Origin of the sequence: Sphingorhabdus sp. (assembly GCF_050921905.1) — a bacterium.
Classification (GTDB): Bacteria; Pseudomonadota; Alphaproteobacteria; order Sphingomonadales; family Sphingomonadaceae; genus Sphingorhabdus_B.
In genome coordinates, this window is sequence record NZ_CP050888.1 from 514,270 (window position 1) to 536,864 (window position 22,595).

Genomic DNA, 22,595 nt, shown 5'->3' on the forward strand with positions numbered 1-22,595 from the left:
CCACCCTATACCGCAGCCGCTTGTGTGCCTTTTCGGGTACACTAAGGGAGAGTTTCTAACACAGAAAAACGGGGAAAGGACAGCTTATGTCTTTGTCAATTATGGCTATATTGTGCGGGGTTGTCGCCGTGCTCTATGGAATTATAACAAGCCGCTCGGTGCTTGCTGCATCGGCCGGTACGCCGCGGATGCAAGGAAATCGCAGCCGCTATCCAGGAAGGCGCCGGCGCATATCTGGCACGCCAATATCGTACTATTGCAATTGTGGGCTTCATCGTTGCGGTTCTGGTCGGTGTTTTCCTTGGGCCGTTGTCTGCGGTCGGCTTCGTCCTTGGCGCTGTGTTGTCTGGCGCGACAGGCTTTATCGGGATGAATATCTCGGTTCGCGCCAACGTCCGTACGGCCCAGGCCGCTAGCGAGAGCCTTCAAAAAGGCCTGACAATGGCGTTCAATGCCGGTGCGATCACGGGTATGCTCGTGGCTGGCCTTGCTTTACTTGCGATTGCCGGTTTCTTCTATTACCTCACCGAAGTCGCAATGAACCTTCCGAACAGCCGCCCCGTTATCGACGGTTTGCTGGCCTTAGCGTTCGGCGCATCGTTGATTTCGATCTTCGCGCGTCTCGGCGGCGGTATTTTTACCAAGGCTGCGGATGTCGGCGCTGACCTCGTCGGTAAGGTCGAAGCAAATATTCCTGAGGATGACCCCCGCAACCCTGCGACGATTGCCGATAATGTCGGCGATAACGTTGGCGATTGTGCGGGTATGGCGGCCGACTTGTTCGAAACCTATGTTGTGACCATTGGCGCAACTATGGTTTTGCTCGCCTTGTTGATGCCAGCTGCGATGCCAGCGGCTGAGCTGTTGAACCTGATGTCGTTGCCATTGGTTGTTGGCGGTATCTGCATTCTGACGTCGATTTTGGGCACCTTTTTCGTCCGCTTGGGCGGCGGTAAAAACATCATGGGTGCGATGTATAAGGGCTTTCTGGTCACCGCAGTCACTTCGATTCCGGCGATTGGCTATGTCACATACCAGACGCTCGGCGGCGATATGAATGCCGAAGTGACCTATAGCACCGGCGGTTTCACGGGTTGGACATTGTTCTATTCGATGATGGTTGGCTTGGCCGTCACCGGGCTTCTGGTCTGGATCACCGAATATTACACCAGCACCAACTACCGCCCGGTCCGTTCGATTGCCAAGGCATCGGAAACCGGTCACTGGCACCAACGTCATTCAGGGCCTAGCGATCAGCCTTGAATCTACAGCACTGCCAACTTTGGTTATCTGTGTTGGTATCATTGTCTCGTTCCAGTTGGCGGGCATTATCGGTATTGCGTTCGCTGCAACCTCGATGCTTGCTTTGGCCGGTATGGTTGTCGCGCTCGACGCTTATGGGCCGGTCACCGATAACGCAGGCGGTATCGCTGAAATGTCTGAAATGGACAAATCGGTTCGTGAAAAGACCGACGCGCTCGACGCTGTGGGTAACACCACCAAGGCCGTGACCAAGGGCTATGCCATCGGTTCAGGCGGCTCTGGCGGCGCTCGTTTTGTTTGGTGCTTATACCGCTGACTTGGCGTTCTACTCCGATAAACTCGGCCTTGCAGAAGGCGGCGTCGATTTCACGCTCATGAACCCCTATGTCATTGTCGGTCTGCTGCTGGGTGCGTTGTTGCCATATCTCTTCGGAGCAATGGGCATGACTGCAGTCGGCAAGGCAGCCGGTGAAGTGGTGAAGGACGTTCGTGACCAGTTTGCGAACAATCCCGGCATCATGGACGGCAGCTCGAAGCCCGATTATGCCCGCACCGTTGATTTGGTGACCAAGGCGGCGATCCGCGAAATGATCGTTCCTTCGTTGCTGCCGGTACTGGCACCAATCGTCGTGTATTTCGTGATCAGCTGGGTTGCAGGTCCCGCACAGGGCTTTGCCGCTCTCGGCGCGCTTCTGTTGGGTGTGATTGTCGGCGGTCTGTTCGTTGCTATCTCGATGACTTCGGGCGGTGGCGCATGGGACAATGCCAAGAAATATATCGAAGATGGCCACCATGGCGGTAAAGGTTCGGAGGCCCATAAGGCAGCCGTAACCGGCGACACTGTGGGTGATCCCTATAAAGACACCGCTGGCCCAGCCGTAAACCCAATGATCAAGATCACGAACATCGTGGCCTTGCTGTTGTTGGCGGCATTGGCGCATGGCGGCATGTAACGCCTACAGAAAATTAAGCTTTAAGGCCCCGCTGGAAGCAATTCCGGCGGGGTTTTTTATGCGCTGATCGAATTGTTCAGAACCGCTTTCTAAAGCTCAATTCAAATACCCGACCGCGCGGGTCGATATAGCCCGGCTGATAGCCCAAAGGCACGTTTCCATTCTGGTCGCGGACATCGACAATATCGTTCAAGATATTTTCGACCCGGAATGAGATGCGGCTACCTTTCAACAAAGGCACGGCCTTTATCACGCGCGCTTGCTGGTCAAAATTGACGAACAGAAATGCATTGATTGCGGCAATGTCGCTAAACCGCAGGTCATTGCTGCCGGGAAGGCCCGAACCGTCGGCGGTAGTGCCGCTCTTATAGGTCCCTTGCAGCCGGAACCCAAAGCCCTTGTGGAACAGGCCACCTGAAAGCTCGACCTCATGCCGCGATGCGCCGCCATTGCTGCTTGTCGCTGAACCGTTGAGCAAATCGAGCACAGGCACGCCGGGACGGATGAGGATTTCGTCTTCTATGCGGTAGCTGTGGTATAAAGCGATGTTCCAGCGGCTGGGCTGGCTACCACCGGGAGCGCCAAAACGGCCACCGCCACCAAAGCCGCGACCGCCGCTGCCGCCTGCCGCCCGAGGCGCGCCGGGAACGCCTGTCGCAGCAGGAGGAGGGCCGCCTGCTGGCCCGCGTGCGGGTGCCTGCGCGCCGATATTGCCCGACAGGTTAAAGCCCCAGCGGATCCGCTGTGACGTTTCACGGTCGAAATTCACCGGTCGTTGGTCGATACTGACTAAGCGGCCATCGACATCACGCACGACGCGGCTGGCAAAGGCGGCTTCAATCTCTGGCGTCAGCAATGGGAATGCGGCCGTGGTATTGCGGCTGTTGTTTTTGAAATAGCTGAACTGAAGCGCGAAATCCTTGATGAAATCTGGATTCCAATTCGCGTTCAATATGACATCGCGGCGTTTTTCGCCGATCAGGGCAGGGTTGCCGCCGGTAAGGACGTTGATGAACAGGCTTTCGCCGCGCGTAAAGTCATAGGTCGCAACATTGGGCGCGACCAAAGTCGGGTTGCCCAATTGGCCAATGCCCGGTGCGTTTTCGTCGCCTGTGATCGATGCCTGAAAGGTCAGGTTGCGCGCAGGGGCCCAGCGCAAGCCAGCGCCATATTCCAATAGCTTTCCGAAATCGGACAGGTCGTTATAGCCGATATTGCCATTGACTGACCATTCGCCAATCGCGGAGCCAATGCCGAAATCGCCGCTGGTCAGGGGCAATTCCGCATTGACCGAATGGTTCATGATGTTCCGGCGCAAGGAGGTGTCGGTCGTGACGCCCGAACGCCATGTTTCACTGTCCAGCATTTGCCGGGTAAAGCCCGACGCGAACGTCATTTGCATATCGCCCGCGGGCAATTTGAGCAACGTTCCAGCAAGGGTGCTGCGCACGTCCATATTCTGGTTCAGGCTGCTGGCAAGATCAGGGGCGAGGAACAACAAATTCGCACCAAAATCGGCTGCAAAGGGGTTCGTCGTTCCGGCCAAAACGCCAGCGCGTAAGTCAGAGAAATCTGCGTTGCGCGTCGTGCGTGTGTCATTTGCAGTGCGTGCATAATTGCCCGTTACTGTCCACCGCCATCCGCCCAGCGCGTGGTTGAACGTGCTACCAGTCTGGAACACATGCGTTTCGCTTGCCCGTTCAAGCGGGCGCGGGGTGTCGAAATAGCGGCTGAGCGTCACGTCTTGACCGAATGGTGAAAACGGGCTGCTGCCGGGCAGGGTGAAGCTTGTTACGGCCAAACCCAGCAAAGATTCGCTGCCTGTCAGCGCGTAATTGGCGTTCAGCGACAATATTGTTTGCGGACCAAGCGATCGGCTCCACGTCCCGTTCACCTCAAGCCGTTCGGTGCGGGGCAGCAATGTTCGTGCATCGTCGATATCCCCGTCATTCAGGCGATTTGCCGTGCTGGCAAATTGCGCCAAACTCGGGTTGGATATGCCCAAGGGCACAGCAGCCCGCGTTACATTGCTTCCGACAAGCGTGCTTAACGCAGGCGAAATCGCTCCATTGAGGCCAAGGCCGCTGATATTGCCGCCGCGCGCCAATAGCAAACCGCCCGAAGAAATCAGGTCGCGTTCGGATTCGGTCAGCGCAGTGGACCGTTCAAGCTCAATATCCAAATTAAACCGCGTGTTTTTACCAATGCGGGTCAGCGTCGTTTCAAATTCATTGCGCGCAAAGCCGCCATCCTGCGGCTGGGCATGTTCAAATTCTGTGGCGAAGGAGGCAAAATTGTCCTTCAAGATGAAATTGATCACCCGTTGGTCTGGACGGAAACCATATTTTAGCGCGACTTCTTCTGGGAAAATTTGAACTTGACGAATGGCTTCTGGCGGTAAATCGCGAAGTTCACGGAAACCCGATACGCGCTGGCCATTCAGCAATATGATCGGCATGCCACCCCCGCGTCCACGCCCCGAATTCGCTTGCGGTGCGACCGCCGCGACAAGGTCCGTCAGCGATGATGCGCCCAAAGACGCAATGTCAGCCTCGTTCAACTCCTCGACGGGCGGGACATCGGTGTCCACAGACCCCTTAATACGTTCAGCCGTAACGACGATTTCGCCCGAAGGCGCGTCTTCAACGGCTTTTTCGACGTCGTCATTGGCAATGACAACGGTGCTGCCCGGGTTCTGGACATCATCCATGGCCATTGCGGGAACAGAGGCCGACACCAGCAAAATTGCGCTCAAACCTGTTGTTTTCATGGGGAGAAGCTCAATGTATATCATCGTTACGTTCGAGCTATAACGTATTGCGCAAGATATGAACGTAAAGTTTACGATATTTTGTCGCAATGAAGCGATTACACTGTAGCGCTTCCCTTTTTCGAACATTAGGTTTACAGGCGCAGCAACGTTGAATTTTTGAAGATTTAAGGGGCCGAATGGCAAAAGAAGAATTACTCGAAATGCGTGGGACAGTCCGTGAATTGCTGCCCAATGCCATGTTCCGTGTCGAGCTCGAAAATGGCCATGAAGTTTTGGGCCATACCGCCGGAAAGATGCGCAAGAACCGTATCCGCGTTCTCGTGGGTGACGAAGTGCTGTGCGAACTGACCCCTTATGATCTGACCAAAGGCCGGATCACGTACCGCTTTAAATAAGGGCGGCAGACCTTGGGTCTGAACCCCATACTCATATTGGCCTCATCAAGCCCACGCCGACGTGACCTTCTCGCGCGGTTGGGCGTTGTGCCTGCGCGTATCGTCGCACCGGACATTGATGAGTCACCCCGTAAGGGAGAGGTTCCGCGTGTCTATGCGCTGCGCATGGCCGAGGAGAAGGCGGTTGCCGTTCCACGTGACGCTGGCGAGATTGTGGTGGCAGGCGACACCACGGTCGCCGTTGGCCGCAGAATATTGCCGCAAGCTGTCGATGCCGACATGCAACGCGGGTTCCTGAACTTACTCAGCGGTCGCCGCCATCATGTCCTTAGTGCCGTTGCGGTGATTGACGGAAATGGCCGGATGCGCAGCCGGATTTGCGACAGCATCGTGCGCTTCAAACGTTTGTCGGCAGACGAAATCGAAAGCTATATCCAGAGCGGCGAAGGGCTGGGGAAGGCCGGCGGCTATGCCATTCAGGGCAGGGCAGAGGCGTTGATCGACTGGATGGCGGGCAGCCATTCTGGCGTGATTGGTTTACCTTTATATGAAACACGCACGCTGTTGCGTGCATCGGGTTATCCGCTTGACTGATATATGGCGCGATGATGCGCCGGGCGAGCGCCGCGCGGCGGTTGTCGAAAACGGAAACATCGTTGAAATTCATATCCAGCGCGACGCTTTATGGGGCTTGGGCGAATGTGGCGCTGGCCGCATTGACCGCAAAACGCCGTCGGGCGCGTATGTCGTTGCCGACGACAATAGTGAACTTTTGCTGCGCAGCAAAACCAAAGAGCCGGAAGGCGCGCGCGTACCTTTTGCCGTTACACGCGAAGCCATATCCGAGCCGGGCCGTATCAAGCCGCCAGAGATACTATTGCGGGATAGCGCGCATGGGGATCCCCTGATTGGCAAAGATGCCCTGTGGGACGCACGTATGGCGTCTCTTGGTCAATCTGCCATCAACGCGTCCATCGCCGAGGGCTTTGACGTCGCCATCGCCGGCCAGTCTCGTGTTGGCGATGTGACCATAAGCTTTCAACGCACCAAAGCGGGATTGGTGTTCGACATTGATGGTGTTGGCGATGCGTTCGCTATCAATAGGATCGCCGCGACCGAAACTGCGCGCCTACTGCGCCTTTACCAAGTCGGCGCGATGGTCATGATCGATTTTGTGTCGATGGAGTCCAAGGCACAGCGCACACGGGTTGCCGAAGCTTTTGATGCCGCATCCTTAGCAGACGCCCGTCCGTTTGAGCGCACTGCCATCAATGGCTATGGCATGATGCAGGTCGTGCGTGCACGGCCAAGGCCGTCTGTGCTCGATCATGTGTTCGGCACGCGTATCGCGGCATTATCAGACGAGACACAGGCCTATTGGTTGTTGCGCGCGGTGGCGCAGTCTTCAGGTTTCGGCGCACGCACAGTGACGACACGGCCGGAGGTTGCGACATTGCTACAGTCCGAACGTTGGGCGGCATGGTGCGCGGCGGCTGTCCGTCTTGCGGGTGCGGATATGGTCGTGGTTGCGGATGAAAAGGCCACAGGCTATGGCCATGTCCATGTCGCGCAAAGCTAACCAATGTCCGCTCTGTGGAAAGCCAATAGTGGCGGAATCCAAGCCTTTTTGCAGTCAGGGATGCAAGGATCGTGACCTGCTGAAATGGCTGGATGAAGGCTATCGCGTGCCAGAGCCGCTGGCCGATTATGAAGATAGCATCGGTTCCGACGGCGGCGACTGATTTTGCGCTTGCCAAGAGGCGCATCGCCTCTCTATAGGCTGCGCTCCCACGCGGTTTTCGCCGCGTAGCCCGAGTAGCTCAGGGGTAGAGCAGCGGATTGAAAATCCGCGTGTCGGTGGTTCAAATCCGCCCTCGGGCACCATTTTTCTGGTGTTAAAGATGTTAGCAACATAAGGCCAAGCGTCTCTTGGTATGCCGCTATGCGTCTGAGTATGCTGCGCCGCGTTCTGGCAATAAAAAAGCCGGAGCAGCGATGGCTGCCCCGGCTTCTTTTGCCCTGAAGAATTCAGGATATTAGAACTTGTACTTCACCGATGCACCATATGTGCGTGGTTGGTTTGGATAGCCCGAAATCGAACCAGACTGCACAACACTTGGGAAGATGGCGGAGAGATATTTCGCGTTCGTCAGGTTACGGCCCCACAGCGACAGTTGCAGGCCATTATCGAGGCTCAGTGTTGTTGACGCACTGAGGTCATTCACTTCACGCTTGTAATCGCGGTAAGCAGGGTTGTCGTTGATGAGCGTGTTCGATTCATTATGGTAATCGGCGTTCAGTATGAGTTCTGAACCGTTGCCGAGTTCTGCCGTGTACGTTGCACCAATTGTTGTCGACAGTTCAGGAATACCTGCAGGCGCTTGACCGCTGATATCTCCGAATGCAGATGCCACATAGCTATCATATTTCGGCGCGAGATAGGTGAATCCAGCGCGCAATTGCAATGCATCGGTTGGATTGACCGAACCATCAAATTCGATCCCGCGTGTTGACTGCTTACCCGCATTGGTCAGAACAAAACCTGTGCCAATGAAGCTGTTGCCCTGGAAATTTTTGATCGACTGATCAAAGATTGTCAGGTTGAATGCAACGCGGTCCCATTTTGCTTTCAAGCCCAGTTCCATAACCGTTGCCTCTTCAGGAAGTGCATAACGCGTTCCGCTGGTAAGGTTGACTGATGCAAGACCCGCGGTGCGAATAGCCGAGGCCGTTAACGGTGCACCCTGCGCTGGCGAACCCGCAACAAAATCTGAAGCAAATGGGCGTGAGTCAATCGACATGTTCCACGACGTTGCCTTAAACCCTGTGCCATAGCTGGCATATAGGTTGATGTTGTCCGTCGCTTCCCATGCCAAACGTGCCGAATAGGTCAGCTGACCATCGCTCGTACGGCCATCTTCAACCACATTCGGGATGTTCAGGAATGGCGGCAAGAATTGCAGCGCTTGCAAACCAAGGAATGGGTTACAGGTGCCCGAACGCGTGGGGTTAGGCGTTGAAGCAGGTGGCGCATTGGTCACGGTTGCGCAACCATTGATCCGCGGGAACAGTCCGGACGAGAGTGCGGTGCCACCTGCAGGTACAAAGCCTGCCGGAAGTGCTGCAGGCAATCCGGCATTGGCGCCGACTTGTACAAGGTCAATCGCGGAGAACACGTCCGTAACCCGAATGTCGCTCGCAAGGTTCTTCTTGTCCTTGGTGTAGTTGAAGCCGCCCGTCAGAACGAGGCCGTCCGTGAGTTCTAAATCGGCCGTTCCAAAGAGGGAGTAGGCTTTGTTCTTGTAATCCCAATCTTCAAAACGACCTTGTCCTTGGCCACCAAATTGGGCTGCGGACGAAGGGACGCCTGCCAATGCGCGAATGGTTGGTTCAAGGCCTGTATAACTTCCGCCGGATAGGGCGTTAGCGTAATTCCGGAAATCCTTACCAAGCGTCAATGCTTGCTTATTGTTGATGCTTTCATCAAAATAATAACCGCCAAGCAAGAAGTTGAATGGGCCATCAAAATCCGAAGCCAAACGCAATTCCTGGGTTTTTGTGGTGATATCCACATCGCCACGGTTCTGGCCGATCAAATCTGCGCTGGTGAAATCACTGTCGGCGTTCGTTTTGGCGCGTGACTCACGATATGCGGTGATGGAGGTTAAGCTCAACGAACCCATTTCATAATCAGCTTGCATCGAAACACCACCATTGGTGATTTTGTTTTCCGATGCGAAATTCTGATACTCGCTGAAGCTGAAGATACCGCCAGAGTTCACCTTGCCACCGATGGCACGAATGGCGGCACCGGTCGGACCGTCGAAGATGTTACCAACGAAGCAGCAATTTTCGTCAATCTTGTCATAGTCGCCAATGAAGCGCAGCTTGAAGCTGTCCGAAGGTTCGATCAGCAATTGCGCGCGGCCATACCAGCGGTTACGCTCACTTGTTTTCGACCCATCGGTCAGGTTGGTGCCATAACCGTCACGCTTGTTGATGCCGCCAGCGAGACTGAAAGCGATATTGTCAGAAATCGGGCCAGTGACGTCGGCCTTGGCCACGATTGCGTTGTAATTGCCGTAGCTGACTTCAGCCGAACCGCCAAATTCATAGCTTGGCGCAGCAGTAACAATCGAGATAACGCCAGCCGAGGCGTTTTTGCCGAACAGGGTCGATTGTGGACCGCGCAACACTTCAACACGCTGCAGGTTTGGAAGGTCGCCGATGGCAGCAGCCGAACGCGACCGATAAACGCCGTCGATGAATACGCCAACCGAGCCTTCAATGCCGGGGTTGTTCGATCCGTTGCCAAAGCCGCGAATGATGAAATCAGTGGATGCCGAGCTCTGAAACTGGCTCACGCGGAGCGAGGGAACGAGTGTCTGCAGATCTTTAAGATCGCGAACCTGCGCCCGTTCAATGGCAGCGGCCGATGTTACCGAAACGGCGACCGGTACTTCTTCCAGCGTTTGTTCGCGCTTAGTCGCGGTGACGATGATGACATCTTCATCAACTTCGTCGCTGGCTTGGGGTGTATTGTCTTGTGCAAAGGCGGCTGAACCCAAACTCAACGAAGCGATGCTGATTGTCGACAACATGGCAGCCTTCAGCAGATGATTTCCCAATTTCATATTCACTCTCCTGTTGTTCATTCCATCCCGGTTGATCCGGGTTTTTATTGGGGATGAGATTTAAAATTGCCCCAGCATCCCACTGAGCCGCCGTTAAGCGTATTGCGATATTAACCAGAAAATGCTGCGCAGCAATTGCTTAGTAACATTTCTGTAAAATATAGTACCATATGCGATAAAAATGTAACGGAACCTTTCGCGGCTCCATAGCGATCTGGATAGCAAATGCCCAAAATGGTCAAAAAATCTGACCTTCCATCGAAAATATGCGCGGCGTGCGCCAAGCCATTCGCTTGGCGCAAGAAATGGGCAAAGGATTGGGACAATGTGCTCTATTGTTCGGATCGCTGCCGCAGGGCGCGATAGACTGATATTGGCTGTCCTGACCCTAAGCGCACCCGATCCAGACCGATTGAACAGTTCCTGACGCGATCTCGGCTCATGTCGTCCAAATGTCTTTTTTTTGATGTGTAGAACGCCGCGCAGATGATCTCGGATCATTTTCGGGACGTGCGGCTTTGCATTTTTGTGACTATCGAATGACAATAGGCGGAGAAATAGTAATATTTTCATCATATTTTGGTCTTCCCCGCAAATTAGGCGAGCGCTCAGTTTCTTTGGGGAATCAAAAATGATCAGTAATTCAAAAGCTGCGCATCGCAGCATCAACAAGTTTACCACAGCTTCGGTCGCAGCGATTTTGGCGGCGTGTTTAACTAACCCGGCAATGGCAGAAGAAGCTGTTGATGAAGATAATGCTGGCTTGTCCGAAATTGTCGTGACCGCCCAAAAACGAACGGAAAATCTGCAGGATGTGCCTATCTCTATCTCGGTTCTGGGTAGTGAGGGTATTGAAAATCGCCACATACAATCGCTGCTTGATTTGGGCGATGGCGCCATTCCTTCGCTGCGCGTCGCCCCGTTCTTTTCGCGTCCGGGCGCGCTTATCATTAACGTGCGCGGCGTGGGTGTTTTGTCGGACAGCAACCAGCCAGCGCGCGATCAAGGCGTCGGCGTTTATGTGGACGGAGTGTATATGGGGCGCGCCCAAGGTTTGGGAACTGCGCTCTATGATGTTGAGAACATCGAAGTGCTTAAAGGACCGCAAGGCACTCTTTTTGGGCGCAATACCGAGGGTGGCGCGGTAAACATTGTCACCAAAAGACCGAGCGGTGAATTTGGACTGGATGCCACTTTGGGCTTTGGCAATTACGGAAGCTATAAAGCCGAAGCCCATCTCGACTTGCCCGAGACAAATAACATCAGTCTAAAATTGGATGGGATTTTGACAAAGCGTGATGGTTTCGTGAAGAACCCGTTTCCAGGCGCATTGGACTATGCCAGCTTTGACAAGCGCGGTTTCCGTGCCGAAGTGCAATGGAAGCCATCAACTAATTTTACCGCTAATTACGCCTTCGATATCGCGCGCGATGCCACAAGCACAAACTATCTGCAATTGGTAGAGGCTCCCGTTGGTGCTCCAGCGACCGCTACCTCAGCGGCGATTTTACCCAACCGTCTTTCTGCCTTGCCAATCGTGCAGCCACGGCGCGCGTCGAGCACTCCGGTTGGTATGCCGCAAGATGCCAGTGTCGGAAACACAAAGGGTATTCGCCTCGGTTTGAACTGGGATGCGACCGAAAACCTGACCTTGAAGTCCATCTCGTCTTATCGCGATATGACGCAGACCCAATATGACAACGCCATCAATATCGTTTCGCTCCAGCAACCACGGACGTCCGCAAACCCGACGGCCAGTTTCGTCGGCTTTCAATTCGGTCGTTACAGCTTGGCACCATTTGCCCAAGATCAAATCAGCCAAGAATTTCAATTCATTGGGGATTTCGAACGTTTGAAATTTGCGACTGGCGCGCTTTATTATCGGGAGAATGCCGAGGATAGCGCAAAAGCGTTCAACACTTTGCAATTCACCGACGCAGCAGGAACGGCCATCGTGGTCCGTTCAATTGATTATGCGACTCAAGTTGTTCAGCGCGCCAGCCGCGTTGAAACGACAAGCATGGGTGTTTATGGGCAAGCGACCTACACGCCGCCGGTTGCCAACGATGTTTTCCACCTTACCCTCGGGGGGCGCTGGACACGCGACAAAAAGGTGGGCGAGCTTTTCACGATTAATGGCACGACCCCGACCATCCCTGTAAATGGTGTCAATGTTACAAGGCCTGTGCCCTTGAACGCGGCTTGGTCCCGGTTTGATCCATTGGTTAACCTGTCTATTGATGCGTCTGAAGACGTCATGATTTACGGTAAATGGAGCACGGGCTACAAATCTGGCGGTGCCAACTCTCGTTCGTTAAATTACGCGCCATTTGGACCTGAGACCGTTTCGATGTTTGAAATTGGTGCCAAGGCGGAATTTCTGGATGGGCGCGCGCGGCTTAATGTCGCTGCCTATCAAGGCGACTATAAATCCATCCAGCTCGACTTTTTCGGCCTGTATGAAGATATCGTCAACGGCGTCCGCGTTGCCACAACACGCACTACCTCTGACACCGTTAACGCCCCGGGCACAGGTAAATTGAAAGGCTTTGAAGCGGAATTTAATCTGGCCCCGGTTACTGGATTAACGCTCTCGGCCAGCTATGCTTATAACAGCGTCAAAATTCCCGCGACGCTTAATCCATTCCCACAACCCGGTAACGTCTTTATCACGGTACCGATCCCCATTTATCAGGTTTATACACCTGAAAATACTGCAAGCGCTTCGATCGATTATGAACTGCCGTTAAAAGATTTCACTATCCGCGCGCATCTTGACGGTAACTTCAATGATGGCTTTTACGGCAACTATAGTGACCCCGAATTTGACCCGGTCACCCGCGCCGTTCGCTATGTGCAGCCAAAGGGTGAAAAGGCGCTTATCTTTAACGGCCGCATTGCCTTTGCCGACATCGATATAGGCGCGTCAGATGCAAAGCTCTCCATCGCGGTCTGGGCGCGGAATCTGTTCAACCAAGAGCATCTGTTCTACAAAGCCGGGGCACCGCGCACCGGCATACAGGGTTTCTTTAACGAACCAAGAACCTTCGGCGTGGAAGCCAAGATCAAAATATAAGATGAAGCGTCATGCCGTTCGCTCTGCGCTTTAAGTATTGAACCATAAGGGACCCGATATGCGTTACTTATTTGCCACTGTCGCATTTTTGGCTTTCGCCGCCCCAATTGCGGCTGAAGCGCGTAATATTGTCATCACCAATGATGACGGCCTGACCAGCAATGTGGTCGCGCTGTATAAGGCGTTGAAGGCCGATGGCCATGATGTGATTGTATCGGTTCCCTGTCAGAACCAAAGCGGGATGGGCGCAGCTTTAGGGTTGCGCCCGCTCACTCCTTTGGAGGCCGCTTGCCGCAACAATGCCGCCAGTATAGGTGCATCCGCCGCTGGCCCGATGACCCGTGAAGGTTTGGGGAGTGATTTTTATTATGTGAATTCCACGCCGGTTATGGCGGTGTTATACGGGTTGGATATCGTCGCGATGAAACGTTGGGGCAGGGCACCCGACCTCGTACTCTCCGGCCCTAATGAAGGGCAAAATGTCGGCGCGATTGCCATCAGCAGCGGTACAATCAGCGCAGCGCAATTTGCAACGTTGCGTGGGGTTCCGGCAATTGCTTTAAGTGCAGGACAGAATAGCGCTGGCCCCGATTTGGAGAATGCGCAATCTCCCATCATCGCCGAAAAAAGTGCGGAGATGGTGCGCGCTTTGGATGTCGCATCAAACGGCGGACGGATGGTTCCGGTCGGATTGGCGCTGAACGTCAATTTTCCCAATGAGGCAAAGGGAGCAAGATTCTGCGTCTCAAAAGTCGGCACATATAATGCCTATACCCTCAAATTTGCCGAAAATATGGCGGCAAGCGCATCGCCCGAAATGAAGGAAATGGCGCGGACGTATAAGATGGATATCCCGGCGCTGCCTGGCTTGTTACTCGGTCAAAATTCGGCCAAGCCTTCCGCTGATCAATTGCAAGATGAATCCTTCCTCCACCTTAGCTGCATTGCCGTATCGCCGATGCAAGCAGGCTATGCCGGTGATGACAAGAATATCAACTGGGTTAGCGGCGTTTTGAAAGGCTCGGCGCTGGCTAAATAAGGGCGAGGGTGCGGAGCAATGACGCACCCACTGCCGCCAGCGTGCCGCGATGTGCCGCTTTGTTCCGTTTTCATGTTCGAACAAAAAAGCAGCCGCGCGAAAACACATCGCACCTATCGGGTTTTGAGGGGAAAAATGGTGCCGGCTACAAGGTTCGAACTCGTGACCCCCTGATTACAAATCAGGTGCTCTACCAACTGAGCTAAGCCGGCACTCGGCGCGTCCCATAGCGTCAAATGACTCCAAAGGTCCAGCCCTCAGTTGCAGCAATTTCAAAATTTAGTGCATTGGGTGCCCAAAGTTGCGGATTTTCGGCAACATTGCGCAGCCATGCTGCGGTTATCAGGGCGTCGGTCGCATGGTCTGTGTAGCGGTTTAAGGGTGAATGGGGTTTCGATCCAAGCGCTTGCAACGCCAAATCGAGTCCAATGGCATCGCGCACCTTGCTGCGGCCCTTGGCAACGCCAGCAGCGCGGGCGGCGATGGTGGTGTAAATCTCTAAAGCCACTTTGCCGCGCGCCGGAGGCGGATCGAAGGGCCAAATCGCCACAGCATCGCGCAGTTGGTGCAGAAGCCGCATACCCGCGAAACTCGCCTTGGCGACTTGCGATGCGCCAATGGCGTCATAAACGGTTGAAGCCTTGCCGCTGCTGCTTTTGTTCTGCAACTCACATTGCCGCCAAAACAGATAGTCCGATTTTGTAACATCTGCCGCGCCGAAATAGAAATGGCTGCGGTGCAGGGTTTCGAGGAAGGATGCCGCGCCCAGATCCGGGTCGTCGCAGACATGGTCGACATACGCCCAGAATGCCTTGGCGGACGCGGGCACATCATCGCCCGGCAAATAACTGCCGCGTTCGACAAAAGGCGGGGCGAAGCTGAAGTCGAAACCGATGAGCAAATCATCATCTTGCGCCAAAAGCCAGTCGGCGACGCCTTGGCGCGACCAGGCCTTGTCAGGCGGCGTTATGAGGCGCGGGGCTTCATCGCCTGCGTCACAGACCGCGAGCGCGATGCCGGGGTGTCGGCTACCTTTTGCGCCGGACCAGTCGGCGCACGCGAAACGGGTGAATGGGCGCATTATTGGCTGTCGGTTTCGCCATTGCGCGCGCGCAGCCGGTCCCAATATTGCAGCCGCTCGATTATCTTGCGTTCAAAGCCGCGTTCGACGGGTTGGTATAAAGCGGTAGGTGTCACCGCATCCGGCCAGTAATTCGCGCCCGAAAATCCGTCAGCGCTGTCGTGATCATAGGCATAGCCTGCGCCATAGCCGATGTCCTTCATCAACTTCGTCGGTGCATTCAGGATATGCGCTGGCGGCATCAGTGAGCCGGTATCCCGTGCCATTTTCCACGCGGATTTTTGCGCCTTGTACGCGGCATTCGATTTAGGCGCGGTAGCGAGATAGAGGCATGCTTGCACAATGGCGACTTCGCCTTCAGGACTGCCCAAAAATTCATAAGCCTGCTTGGCGGCCAGGCATTGGACCAAAGCCTGCGGGTCAGCGAGGCCGATATCCTCACTGGCGAAACGGACCAAGCGGCGCAGCACATATAACGGCTCTTCGCCCGCCACCAACATACGCGCCATCCAGTATAAAGCCGCCTGCGGGTCGGACCCGCGCAAGCTTTTATGCAGGGCGGATATCAGGTTATAATGTCCCTCCCGATCCTTGTCATAAACGGGCATCCGGCGCTGCAACAACGCCGCCATGGCTTGTGATTCGAGCGGATTTTCAATGTGAATCGCAAACAAAGTTTCCGCCTGATTAAGCAAAAAGCGGCCATCACCATCGGCGCTAGAGATCAACGCCAACCGCGCATCGTCGGTTACGGGCAGGGCGCGTTCCAATATGGCTTCTGCACGGGTCAGCAGCGTGGCCAACGCCGCCTCATCCAAACGTTGCAGCACCATGACTTGCGTGCGCGACAGCAAGGCGGCGTTGAGCTCGAACGACGGGTTTTCGGTCGTTGCGCCGACGAGTGTGACCACGCCGCTTTCCACAAAGGGCAGGAAGCCGTCCTGTTGCGCGCGGTTGAAGCGATGGATTTCGTCCACGAACAGCAATGTCTGCTTGCCCGTTCTTGCCATTGCCTCTGCCTCGGCAAAGGCTTTTTTCAGGTCAGCTACGCCCGAGAACACCGCCGAAATCGGCTTGTAATGCATATCCACCGCGTCGGCCAACAATCGGGCGATGCTGGTCTTGCCCGTGCCGGGTGGTCCCCACAGGATCATCGAGGATAATTTGCCCGCAGCAACCATGCGGCCGATCGCGCCATCTGGGCCCGTCAGATGTTCCTGACCGATGACCTCATCCAATTTGGCAGGCCGAAGCTTGTCCGCAAGCGGGGCGTTTTCGGGCATAGATGCGGGAACTATTGCGGTGTCACCAAAAAGGTCGCTCATGTCACAATCCTGCCTGAATAGGCATCACGGGATCCGCATGAACGCCCGAAGCTGCACAGCTGTAAGACCGACTTAACGCGAAGCAACGGCACGCGCCGTATGTTGACGGATGAGGCGAAGATAGGTGTCGGCCATGGTCTGGTTGATGGCATCCCAACTATAGTCCAACGACCGTTGTTCGCCAGCAGCGCCGTGTTTGGCTCGCAAGTCTTCATCCACGCAATAAGCCTGCAATGCATCGGCGAATTGGTTTATCGCTCCGGGCGCAATCAACCGCCCGGACACTTTGTCTTCGACCAAACTTTGGCTGCCGGTTGCCTTTGCGGCTACCACGGGCAGGCCGCTGGCCATGGCCTCGAGCGTCACATTGCCAAAAGCCTCGGTCACCGAAGGGTTGAAAAAAATGTCCATGCTCGCAACTGCACGGCCCAGATCCGAACCCACTTGAAAGCCGGCGAATTTTGCATCGGGAATACGCGATTCAAACCAGGGGCGGGCAGGGCCGTCGCCGATCACCAGAACCTGATGCGGGACTTTGCGGCGTTTGAGTTGGTCAATTGTATCGGAAAAGACATCAAGGCCCTTTTCCATCACGAGCCGTCCCAGAAAGCCGATAACGGGTGTGTCGTCGGCTATCGCAAGCCCGTGCCGCCACGCCATATCCCGCTGGCCAGGGTCGAAGATATCCCGATCCACGCCGCGTGACCAAATGTCGATGTCATAGTTCATCCGCTGCTGGCGCAGGACCTGCGCAAAGCTTTCGGACGGGGCAACCAAGGCGTCACATTTCCGGTACAGCCGGCGAATCCATGCCTCAACGACAGGCTCCATGAACGATAGATTGTAATAACGCAGATAGGTCTCGAACCGTGTGTGCACGGAACACAAAACCGGCAAATGCCGCTTTCGAGCCCATTTTACGGCCTTGCGTGATACCCGGTCAGGGCTTGAAATGTGCAAGATATTTGGGTTGAACGCCTCCAGATCGCGCCGGACGGCACGGGATAAAGACAAGGGAATGCGATATTCCGGACGAAAGGGAATCGCGACCGACGGAACACTCACCAGGTCTCCGGTCGCGACAAAAGCAGGTTCAGCAACCGTTGGGGAATAAATCCTTACCGATGCGCCTTGACTCAAAAGATAGCCTACAAGCCGATTTAAAGCCTGATTTGCGCCATCACGGACATAATTATAATTGCCGCTGAATAGCGCAATGCGAAGGTCGCTGGTCTGCATCGGACGGCTTTTATCGGCGGCAGCGCAAAATGCCAATGGGAATGGTGCATTTGGTGCGATATGCACTCAATATGATATTAAGTCAGATCGATGTTTTGCTTATTGGGAAACCCAAAGCGTTTCACGCCGACGGCACGATGAGCGCCATGGCGCGCACGCCGGTGGACCGACCGGTATTCTTGGGCAAGAATGGCTTTGAGGGAGATCAAGTCGCCGATCCCATTGTGCACGGCGGCGCGGACAAGGCGGTGCATTTTTATCCAGCAGAACATTATCCCAAATGGATTGCCCATTTTGCGGCGGAGAAATTTGTCCACCCTCTGCTCGACCAAGCGGGCGCATTTGGCGAAAACATCAGCGCATCGGGCCTGACCGAGGACAAAGTGCGGATCGGGGACCGCTTCCGTATCGGCAAGGCATTGGTCGAAGTCGCGCAAGGCCGACAACCCTGCTGGAAGCTCGATCATCATTTCGGTGTACATGGCCTATCGAGCGCAGTCATAAACAGTGGCCGTTGCGGTGGCTATTTCCGCGTGATTGAAGAAGGCGCAGTGGCACCCGGCGACAGCATACAACAACTGCACGCGGCAGAGCATGATTGGACCGTTGCCCGAACCTTTCATCTTTTGATTGGCGGCGGGCATCGCGCAGAAGGGGCCAAATCACAGTTGCGGGCGCTCGCGACGCTGGAGACTCTCGCCGAAAGCTGGCGGACCAGGGCGGTGAAATTGGCGGGGATGATGAGGGGGTAGCATAGACAGATCGGGGCCTCGACGACGCTCGATACGAACCGTTTGGGAGAGTGTGATTTTGAAAAGTCACACTCCGTCACCCTGAACTTGGTTCAGGGTCTGTTTATCCATTGTCGCTCTGTATTTGCTGCATGATAGACCCTGAAACACGTTCAGGGTGACGATTAAACGGATGCGGTCGGTCTCCCCGGTGCTTATGCGCTTGCGTCGGGTCGGTCGGACGCAGGGGCGTAGAGCCGGATTCGGGTAACGCGTTTTTCGTCGGCTTCCAATATTTCCAAAGTCCAGCCGCTGGCCTCATGCAACAGCATTTGGCCGATGTCGGGGACTTGGCCGGCAATGACGAAGGCGAGGCCGCCAAGTGTATCGACGTCTTCATCCACTTCCGCCAGCTTCGGGTCAATGGCATCGGCCAGATCGTCGAGCTCCGCGCGCGCGTCGGCTTCCCACATATCGGGGGCCGTTTGCGTGAACAGCAATTCGGGTTCATCGTCATGTTCGTCTTCGATTTCGCCGACGATTTCTTCTACTAAATCTTCAATCGTTACCAAGCCCTCGGTTCCCGAATATTCATCCAGTACGATGGCCAAATGCGTGCGCGTGCGGCGCATTTCGTCGAGCAGGGCAAGTACGCTCATATTTTGCGGCACGAATCGTGGTTGGCGAATGAAGGATTCAAGGCTTTGAGGACGGTCCTGATCTGAGGCCAGAACCGCGAACACATCCTTAATATGGATCATGCCGATGATACTGTCCAACGTATCGCGGTAAACGGGCAGGCGGCTGTGGCCATGTTCGGCGAACGCGGCGATGCAATCGGCAAAGCCAGCGCTTTCTTCAATCGCGATAATGTCGCTGCGCGGCACCATGACGTCGTCGACGCGGTGCTCGCTGAAATGGAGTAAATTGCGCAGCATCGTGCGCTCGACGGCGGTCAAGTCGCCATCGGCGTCCGATTGTCCGTTGTCGTCGCTATCTTCCTCATGCTCCGCAATCGCTTCTTCAAGCTGCTCGCGCAAGGTCGGCCCGTGGTCGCGGCCAAAGAACATGGTCTTCAGCCGCTGCCATATTCGTCCGTCGTTATCGTCGTCGGTTGCGGTTTTCGAACCGCTAAAACTGTCACCCTCAGGCATAATGGAAGCGTACTGGCCTCTTAATGGTCGATTTAATCATTATATGGATTGTTAAGGCCTATAGATGCAAGCGCTTTTACCTCAAGCGCCTCCATCAATTCGGCATCGTCATCCTCGATATGGTCATGGCCAAGCAAATGTAGCATGCCGTGGATGACCAAATGCGTCGCGTGATGGGCAACGGGAATGTTTTTTTCTTTCGCCTCAGCAGCGCAGGTTTCATAGGCCAATATGATGTCGCCGAGCAACATCTCCATCTCCTGATCGTCACCCTGAACTTGTTTCAGGGTCTTAATTTTCTCGGCTTCGGATAAGAAGTAAGACCCTGAAACAAGTTCAGGGTGACGGAGCTGTTCTAAAGCATCGTCTTCCAACATCGGGAAACTCAGGACATTAGTGGGCTTATCCTTGTCGCGCCATTCGCGGTTTAAAGCCTGAACTTCGGCGTTATCGGTGAGCTTGATGCTGACTTCTACCGGCGATGGATATTCCGCTAATCCCGCCAAGCCTGCAAAGCGGACTGCTGCATCGACGGCCTTTTCGACTTCACTCTGCCCGAAATCGCTGTCGCCCCAAACCACGCCCATGTCGAGTTCGACATCAATCATGCCCACCCTCATAGGCGTCGACGATTTTACCGACGAGTGGGTGGCGGACGACGTCGCTGCTGTTGAAACGGATGGTTCTTATGCCATCGACACCGTCAAGGCGCTGCACCGCGTCATTCAGGCCGGACATGCGTTCACCGCCGGGAATATCCACCTGATGCGGATCTCCGCAAATGACCATGCGGCTGTTCATGCCGAAACGGGTGAGGAACATCTTCATCTGTGCCGCCGTAGTATTCTGCGCCTCATCCAAAATGATGAAGGCATCGGCCAACGTCCGCCCGCGCATGAACGCGATGGGCGCGATTTCAATTTCGCCAGACGCAATCCGCCGCTCGACCTGTTCGGCAGGCAAGCAATCGTACAAGGCATCGTAAATCGGTCGCAGATAGGGATCGACCTTTTCCTTCATATCGCCGGGCAAGAAACCCAACCGCTCGCCAGCCTCAACCGCCGGGCGCGAGAGGATGAGCCGTTGCACCGCGCCGGTAATCAGCATGGCCACGGCCTGCGCCACCGCTAGATAGGTTTTGCCGGTGCCTGCTGGCCCAAGAGCGAAGATAATCTCGTCGCGGGCCAATGCCTCCATATACGGAATTTGTGTGGCCGAACGCGGGACCAATGTCTTCTTGCGCGTGCGGATCATGATACCCGGCGCGTCGGTCGCGTCCTTGCGGACAATGCCTTCTAAAGTGGGTTCAGCGGTCATGGCGATAATGGACTGCACGGCTTCGGTATCGATTTCCTGTCCACGCAATAGGCGGGAATAAATGTCGTTGAGAACGTCGCGGGTGCGGCCAATGGCACCAGCCTCGCCTTCAATCTGCACGCGGTTCCCTCGGGCCGAGATATAGACCCCAAGGCGGTTTTCAATCGTAACCAGATTGCGGTCAAATTCGCCAAAAACCGCGTTAATCAAATGCGGTTTGTCGAAGCTCATCTCCAGCCGGGACAAGTCACCGGCTTGCGCTTGGGCTTTTTTTGCCATTCAGGCGGCTGCTCTCATCGTTGGTTCACCCTTCAGGCTAAGCGGTCCAGAATCGGTTATCTTCACAGTAACGATATCGCCGATTGAAAGCTCCGGCGCAAGGACATGCACCGACTGAAGCCAAGGCGATTTGCCAATGAGTTGCCCTGCAAATTTTCCGGGCCGTTCCAAAAGGACATCGGTGGTGCGCCCCACGGTGCGATCATTGAACGCAGTCTGGTCCGCCACGATCTGCGCCTGAAGCCGTTGCAGCCGTTCGTCCATGATTTCCATGGGTATCTGGTCTGACATGTCGGCGGCGGGTGTGCCGGGGCGTGGGCTATATTTGAAGGAGTAGGCTTGCGCATGGCCGACTTCGCGCACGAGGCTTAATGTGTCCTCAAAATCGGCATCGGTCTCACCGGGAAAACCAACGATGAAGTCACCGGAAAAGGCGATGTCGGGCCGCACAGTCCGAACGCGGTCCAGTATGCGCATGTAACTGTCGCGGCTGTGACTACGGTTCATGGCTTTTAAGATGCGGTTGGAGCCGGATTGCACGGGCAAGTGCAAGAACGGCATCAGCTTTTCAACATTGCCATGCGCGGCAATCAGCCCTTCGGTCATGTCGTTCGGGTGGCTGGTCATGTAACGGATGCGGCGAAGGTCGGGTATCTTGTCGAGCGCGCGGATAAGGCCGTCTAAGCCTTGCAGCTTGCCCTTGTCATCTTCGCCATCCCATGCGTTGACATTCTGGCCAAGCAACGTGATTTCGCGCGCGCCAGCATCGACTATTGCCTTTGCTTCATCGATCAACTCGGCCCATCCGCGCGAAATTTCCGCGCCTCTGGTGTAGGGCACGACGCAATAGGTGCAGAATTTGTCGCAACCTTCCTGAACCGTCAGAAACGCCGATGGCGGCTGTTTGCGGCGGGCAGGCAGCTTATCAAATTTGTCGAGGCCCGGCAGATCGAGGTCAACCACACGTTCGCCGCGTCCAACTGCGGCCAATATGTCGGGCAGGTTGTGATAAGCTTGCGGACCAACCACAATATCGACTTCGGGTGCCCGGCGGCTGATCTCGCCGCCCTCGGCTTGCGCGACGCAGCCAGCGACGGCGATGACCGGCCTCGTCCCATCCTTGCGGCGCAGGCGGCCAATCTCCGAATAGACCTTCTCCGATGCCTTTTCGCGAATGTGGCATGTGTTGAGGACGACGAGGTCGGCATTCGCCTTGTCATCCGCAGGCGACATGCCTTGGCTTTCGAACATCTCGGCCATGCGCTCGCCATCATAGACGTTCATCTGACAGCCGTAATTTTTGATCGAATAGGTTTTTGGGGAATCCATGCTCATA

The 22,595-nt window shown here is 55.2% G+C and carries 17 protein-coding genes, 2 tRNA genes and 1 pseudogene; 10 read left to right on the forward strand and 10 right to left on the reverse strand.

From position 1 onward, the window contains the following. The first annotated feature begins 86 nt into the window (after window positions 1–86). Window positions 87–2,216: pseudogene (locus HEQ18_RS02495) on the forward strand (sodium-translocating pyrophosphatase). A gap of 76 nt (window positions 2,217–2,292) precedes the next feature. Here HEQ18_RS02495 and HEQ18_RS02500 read toward each other — a convergent pair. Next, the gene (locus HEQ18_RS02500; RefSeq protein ID WP_432815390.1) at window positions 2,293–4,986 is read right to left on the reverse strand and encodes a hypothetical protein; all 2,694 of its coding nucleotides are present in this window, start codon (window positions 4,984–4,986) and stop codon (window positions 2,293–2,295) included. Between the two features lie 179 nt (window positions 4,987–5,165). Here HEQ18_RS02500 and infA point away from each other — a divergent pair, with 179 nt between their 5' ends. The 5 genes from infA (at window position 5,166) to HEQ18_RS02525 (ending at window position 7,268) form a co-directional block, all read left to right on the forward strand. Continuing rightward, window positions 5,166–5,384, forward strand: coding sequence for a translation initiation factor IF-1 (infA, locus tag HEQ18_RS02505; protein ID WP_125230427.1), 219 nt, complete (start codon window positions 5,166–5,168; stop codon window positions 5,382–5,384). An 18-nt stretch (window positions 5,385–5,402) separates the two neighbouring features. After that, window positions 5,403–5,978, forward strand: coding sequence for a Maf family protein (locus HEQ18_RS02510; RefSeq protein WP_432815943.1), 576 nt, complete (start codon window positions 5,403–5,405; stop codon window positions 5,976–5,978). Then, window positions 5,971–6,963 (forward strand): ribonuclease E/G, encoded by a 993-nt coding sequence (locus tag HEQ18_RS02515; RefSeq protein WP_432815391.1) that lies wholly within the window; start codon window positions 5,971–5,973, stop codon window positions 6,961–6,963. The genes HEQ18_RS02510 and HEQ18_RS02515 overlap by 8 nt, the downstream gene beginning before the upstream one ends. A gap of 28 nt (window positions 6,964–6,991) precedes the next feature. Beyond that, entirely contained in the window at window positions 6,992–7,126 is a 135-nt protein-coding gene (yacG, locus tag HEQ18_RS02520) for a DNA gyrase inhibitor YacG (RefSeq protein ID WP_432815392.1), read from the forward strand. Window positions 7,127–7,193: 67 nt separating this feature from the next. Next, window positions 7,194–7,268, forward strand: a tRNA-Phe gene (locus HEQ18_RS02525). A gap of 152 nt (window positions 7,269–7,420) precedes the next feature. On the opposite strand, the gene HEQ18_RS02530 is transcribed toward HEQ18_RS02525, so the two are convergent. Then, complete coding sequence (locus HEQ18_RS02530; protein WP_432815393.1) at window positions 7,421–10,018, reverse strand: TonB-dependent receptor; 2,598 nt, start codon at window positions 10,016–10,018, stop codon at window positions 7,421–7,423. A gap of 225 nt (window positions 10,019–10,243) precedes the next feature. Between HEQ18_RS02530 and HEQ18_RS02535 the strand changes: the two genes are divergently transcribed. The 3 genes from HEQ18_RS02535 (at window position 10,244) to HEQ18_RS02545 (ending at window position 14,133) form a co-directional block, all read left to right on the forward strand. Continuing rightward, window positions 10,244–10,384 carry a DUF2256 domain-containing protein gene (locus HEQ18_RS02535; protein ID WP_296200580.1) on the forward strand — a complete coding sequence of 47 codons (141 nt, stop codon included), beginning with the start codon at window positions 10,244–10,246 and terminating at the stop codon, window positions 10,382–10,384. A 265-nt stretch (window positions 10,385–10,649) separates the two neighbouring features. Next, window positions 10,650–13,094 (forward strand): TonB-dependent receptor, encoded by a 2,445-nt coding sequence (locus HEQ18_RS02540; RefSeq protein WP_432815394.1) that lies wholly within the window; start codon window positions 10,650–10,652, stop codon window positions 13,092–13,094. Window positions 13,095–13,152: 58 nt separating this feature from the next. Continuing rightward, window positions 13,153–14,133: a 5'/3'-nucleotidase SurE gene (locus HEQ18_RS02545; protein WP_432815395.1), complete on the forward strand. Its 981-nt coding sequence runs from the start codon at window positions 13,153–13,155 to the stop codon at window positions 14,131–14,133. Window positions 14,134–14,269: 136 nt separating this feature from the next. On the opposite strand, the gene HEQ18_RS02550 is transcribed toward HEQ18_RS02545, so the two are convergent. The 4 genes from HEQ18_RS02550 to HEQ18_RS02565 all read right to left on the reverse strand — a co-directional run bounded on the left by HEQ18_RS02550 (window position 14,270) and on the right by HEQ18_RS02565 (window position 17,778). Further along, window positions 14,270–14,345, reverse strand: a tRNA-Thr gene (locus tag HEQ18_RS02550). A gap of 20 nt (window positions 14,346–14,365) precedes the next feature. Beyond that, complete coding sequence (locus HEQ18_RS02555) at window positions 14,366–15,214, reverse strand: hypothetical protein (RefSeq protein WP_432815396.1); 849 nt, start codon at window positions 15,212–15,214, stop codon at window positions 14,366–14,368. Beyond that, window positions 15,214–16,539 carry a replication-associated recombination protein A gene (locus tag HEQ18_RS02560; protein WP_432815397.1) on the reverse strand — a complete coding sequence of 442 codons (1,326 nt, stop codon included), beginning with the start codon at window positions 16,537–16,539 and terminating at the stop codon, window positions 15,214–15,216. The genes HEQ18_RS02555 and HEQ18_RS02560 overlap by 1 nt, the downstream gene beginning before the upstream one ends. A 72-nt stretch (window positions 16,540–16,611) precedes the next feature. Further along, window positions 16,612–17,778, reverse strand: a complete 1,167-nt coding sequence (locus HEQ18_RS02565) for a glycosyltransferase family 4 protein (RefSeq protein ID WP_432815398.1) — start codon at window positions 17,776–17,778, stop codon at window positions 16,612–16,614. Between the two features lie 29 nt (window positions 17,779–17,807). Here HEQ18_RS02565 and HEQ18_RS02570 point away from each other — a divergent pair, with 29 nt between their 5' ends. Next, a complete protein-coding gene (locus tag HEQ18_RS02570) occupies window positions 17,808–18,530 on the forward strand; it encodes an MOSC domain-containing protein (protein ID WP_432815399.1) in 723 nt (240 codons plus the stop codon). Window positions 18,531–18,724: 194 nt separating this feature from the next. On the opposite strand, the gene HEQ18_RS02575 is transcribed toward HEQ18_RS02570, so the two are convergent. The 4 genes from HEQ18_RS02575 to miaB are packed head-to-tail and all read right to left on the reverse strand — an operon-like array spanning window position 18,725 to window position 22,594. Then, on the reverse strand, window positions 18,725–19,663 hold the full coding sequence (locus tag HEQ18_RS02575; protein WP_432815400.1) for a hemolysin family protein: 939 nt from the start codon (window positions 19,661–19,663) through the stop codon (window positions 18,725–18,727). 32 nt (window positions 19,664–19,695) lie between these two features. Next, window positions 19,696–20,271, reverse strand: coding sequence for an rRNA maturation RNase YbeY (gene ybeY / locus HEQ18_RS02580; RefSeq protein WP_432815401.1), 576 nt, complete (start codon window positions 20,269–20,271; stop codon window positions 19,696–19,698). Continuing rightward, window positions 20,264–21,259: a PhoH family protein gene (locus HEQ18_RS02585; protein ID WP_432815402.1), complete on the reverse strand. Its 996-nt coding sequence runs from the start codon at window positions 21,257–21,259 to the stop codon at window positions 20,264–20,266. The genes ybeY and HEQ18_RS02585 overlap by 8 nt, the downstream gene beginning before the upstream one ends. After that, window positions 21,260–22,594 (reverse strand): tRNA (N6-isopentenyl adenosine(37)-C2)-methylthiotransferase MiaB, encoded by a 1,335-nt coding sequence (gene miaB, locus HEQ18_RS02590; protein WP_432815403.1) that lies wholly within the window; start codon window positions 22,592–22,594, stop codon window positions 21,260–21,262. Window position 22,595: the final 1 nt, after the last annotated feature.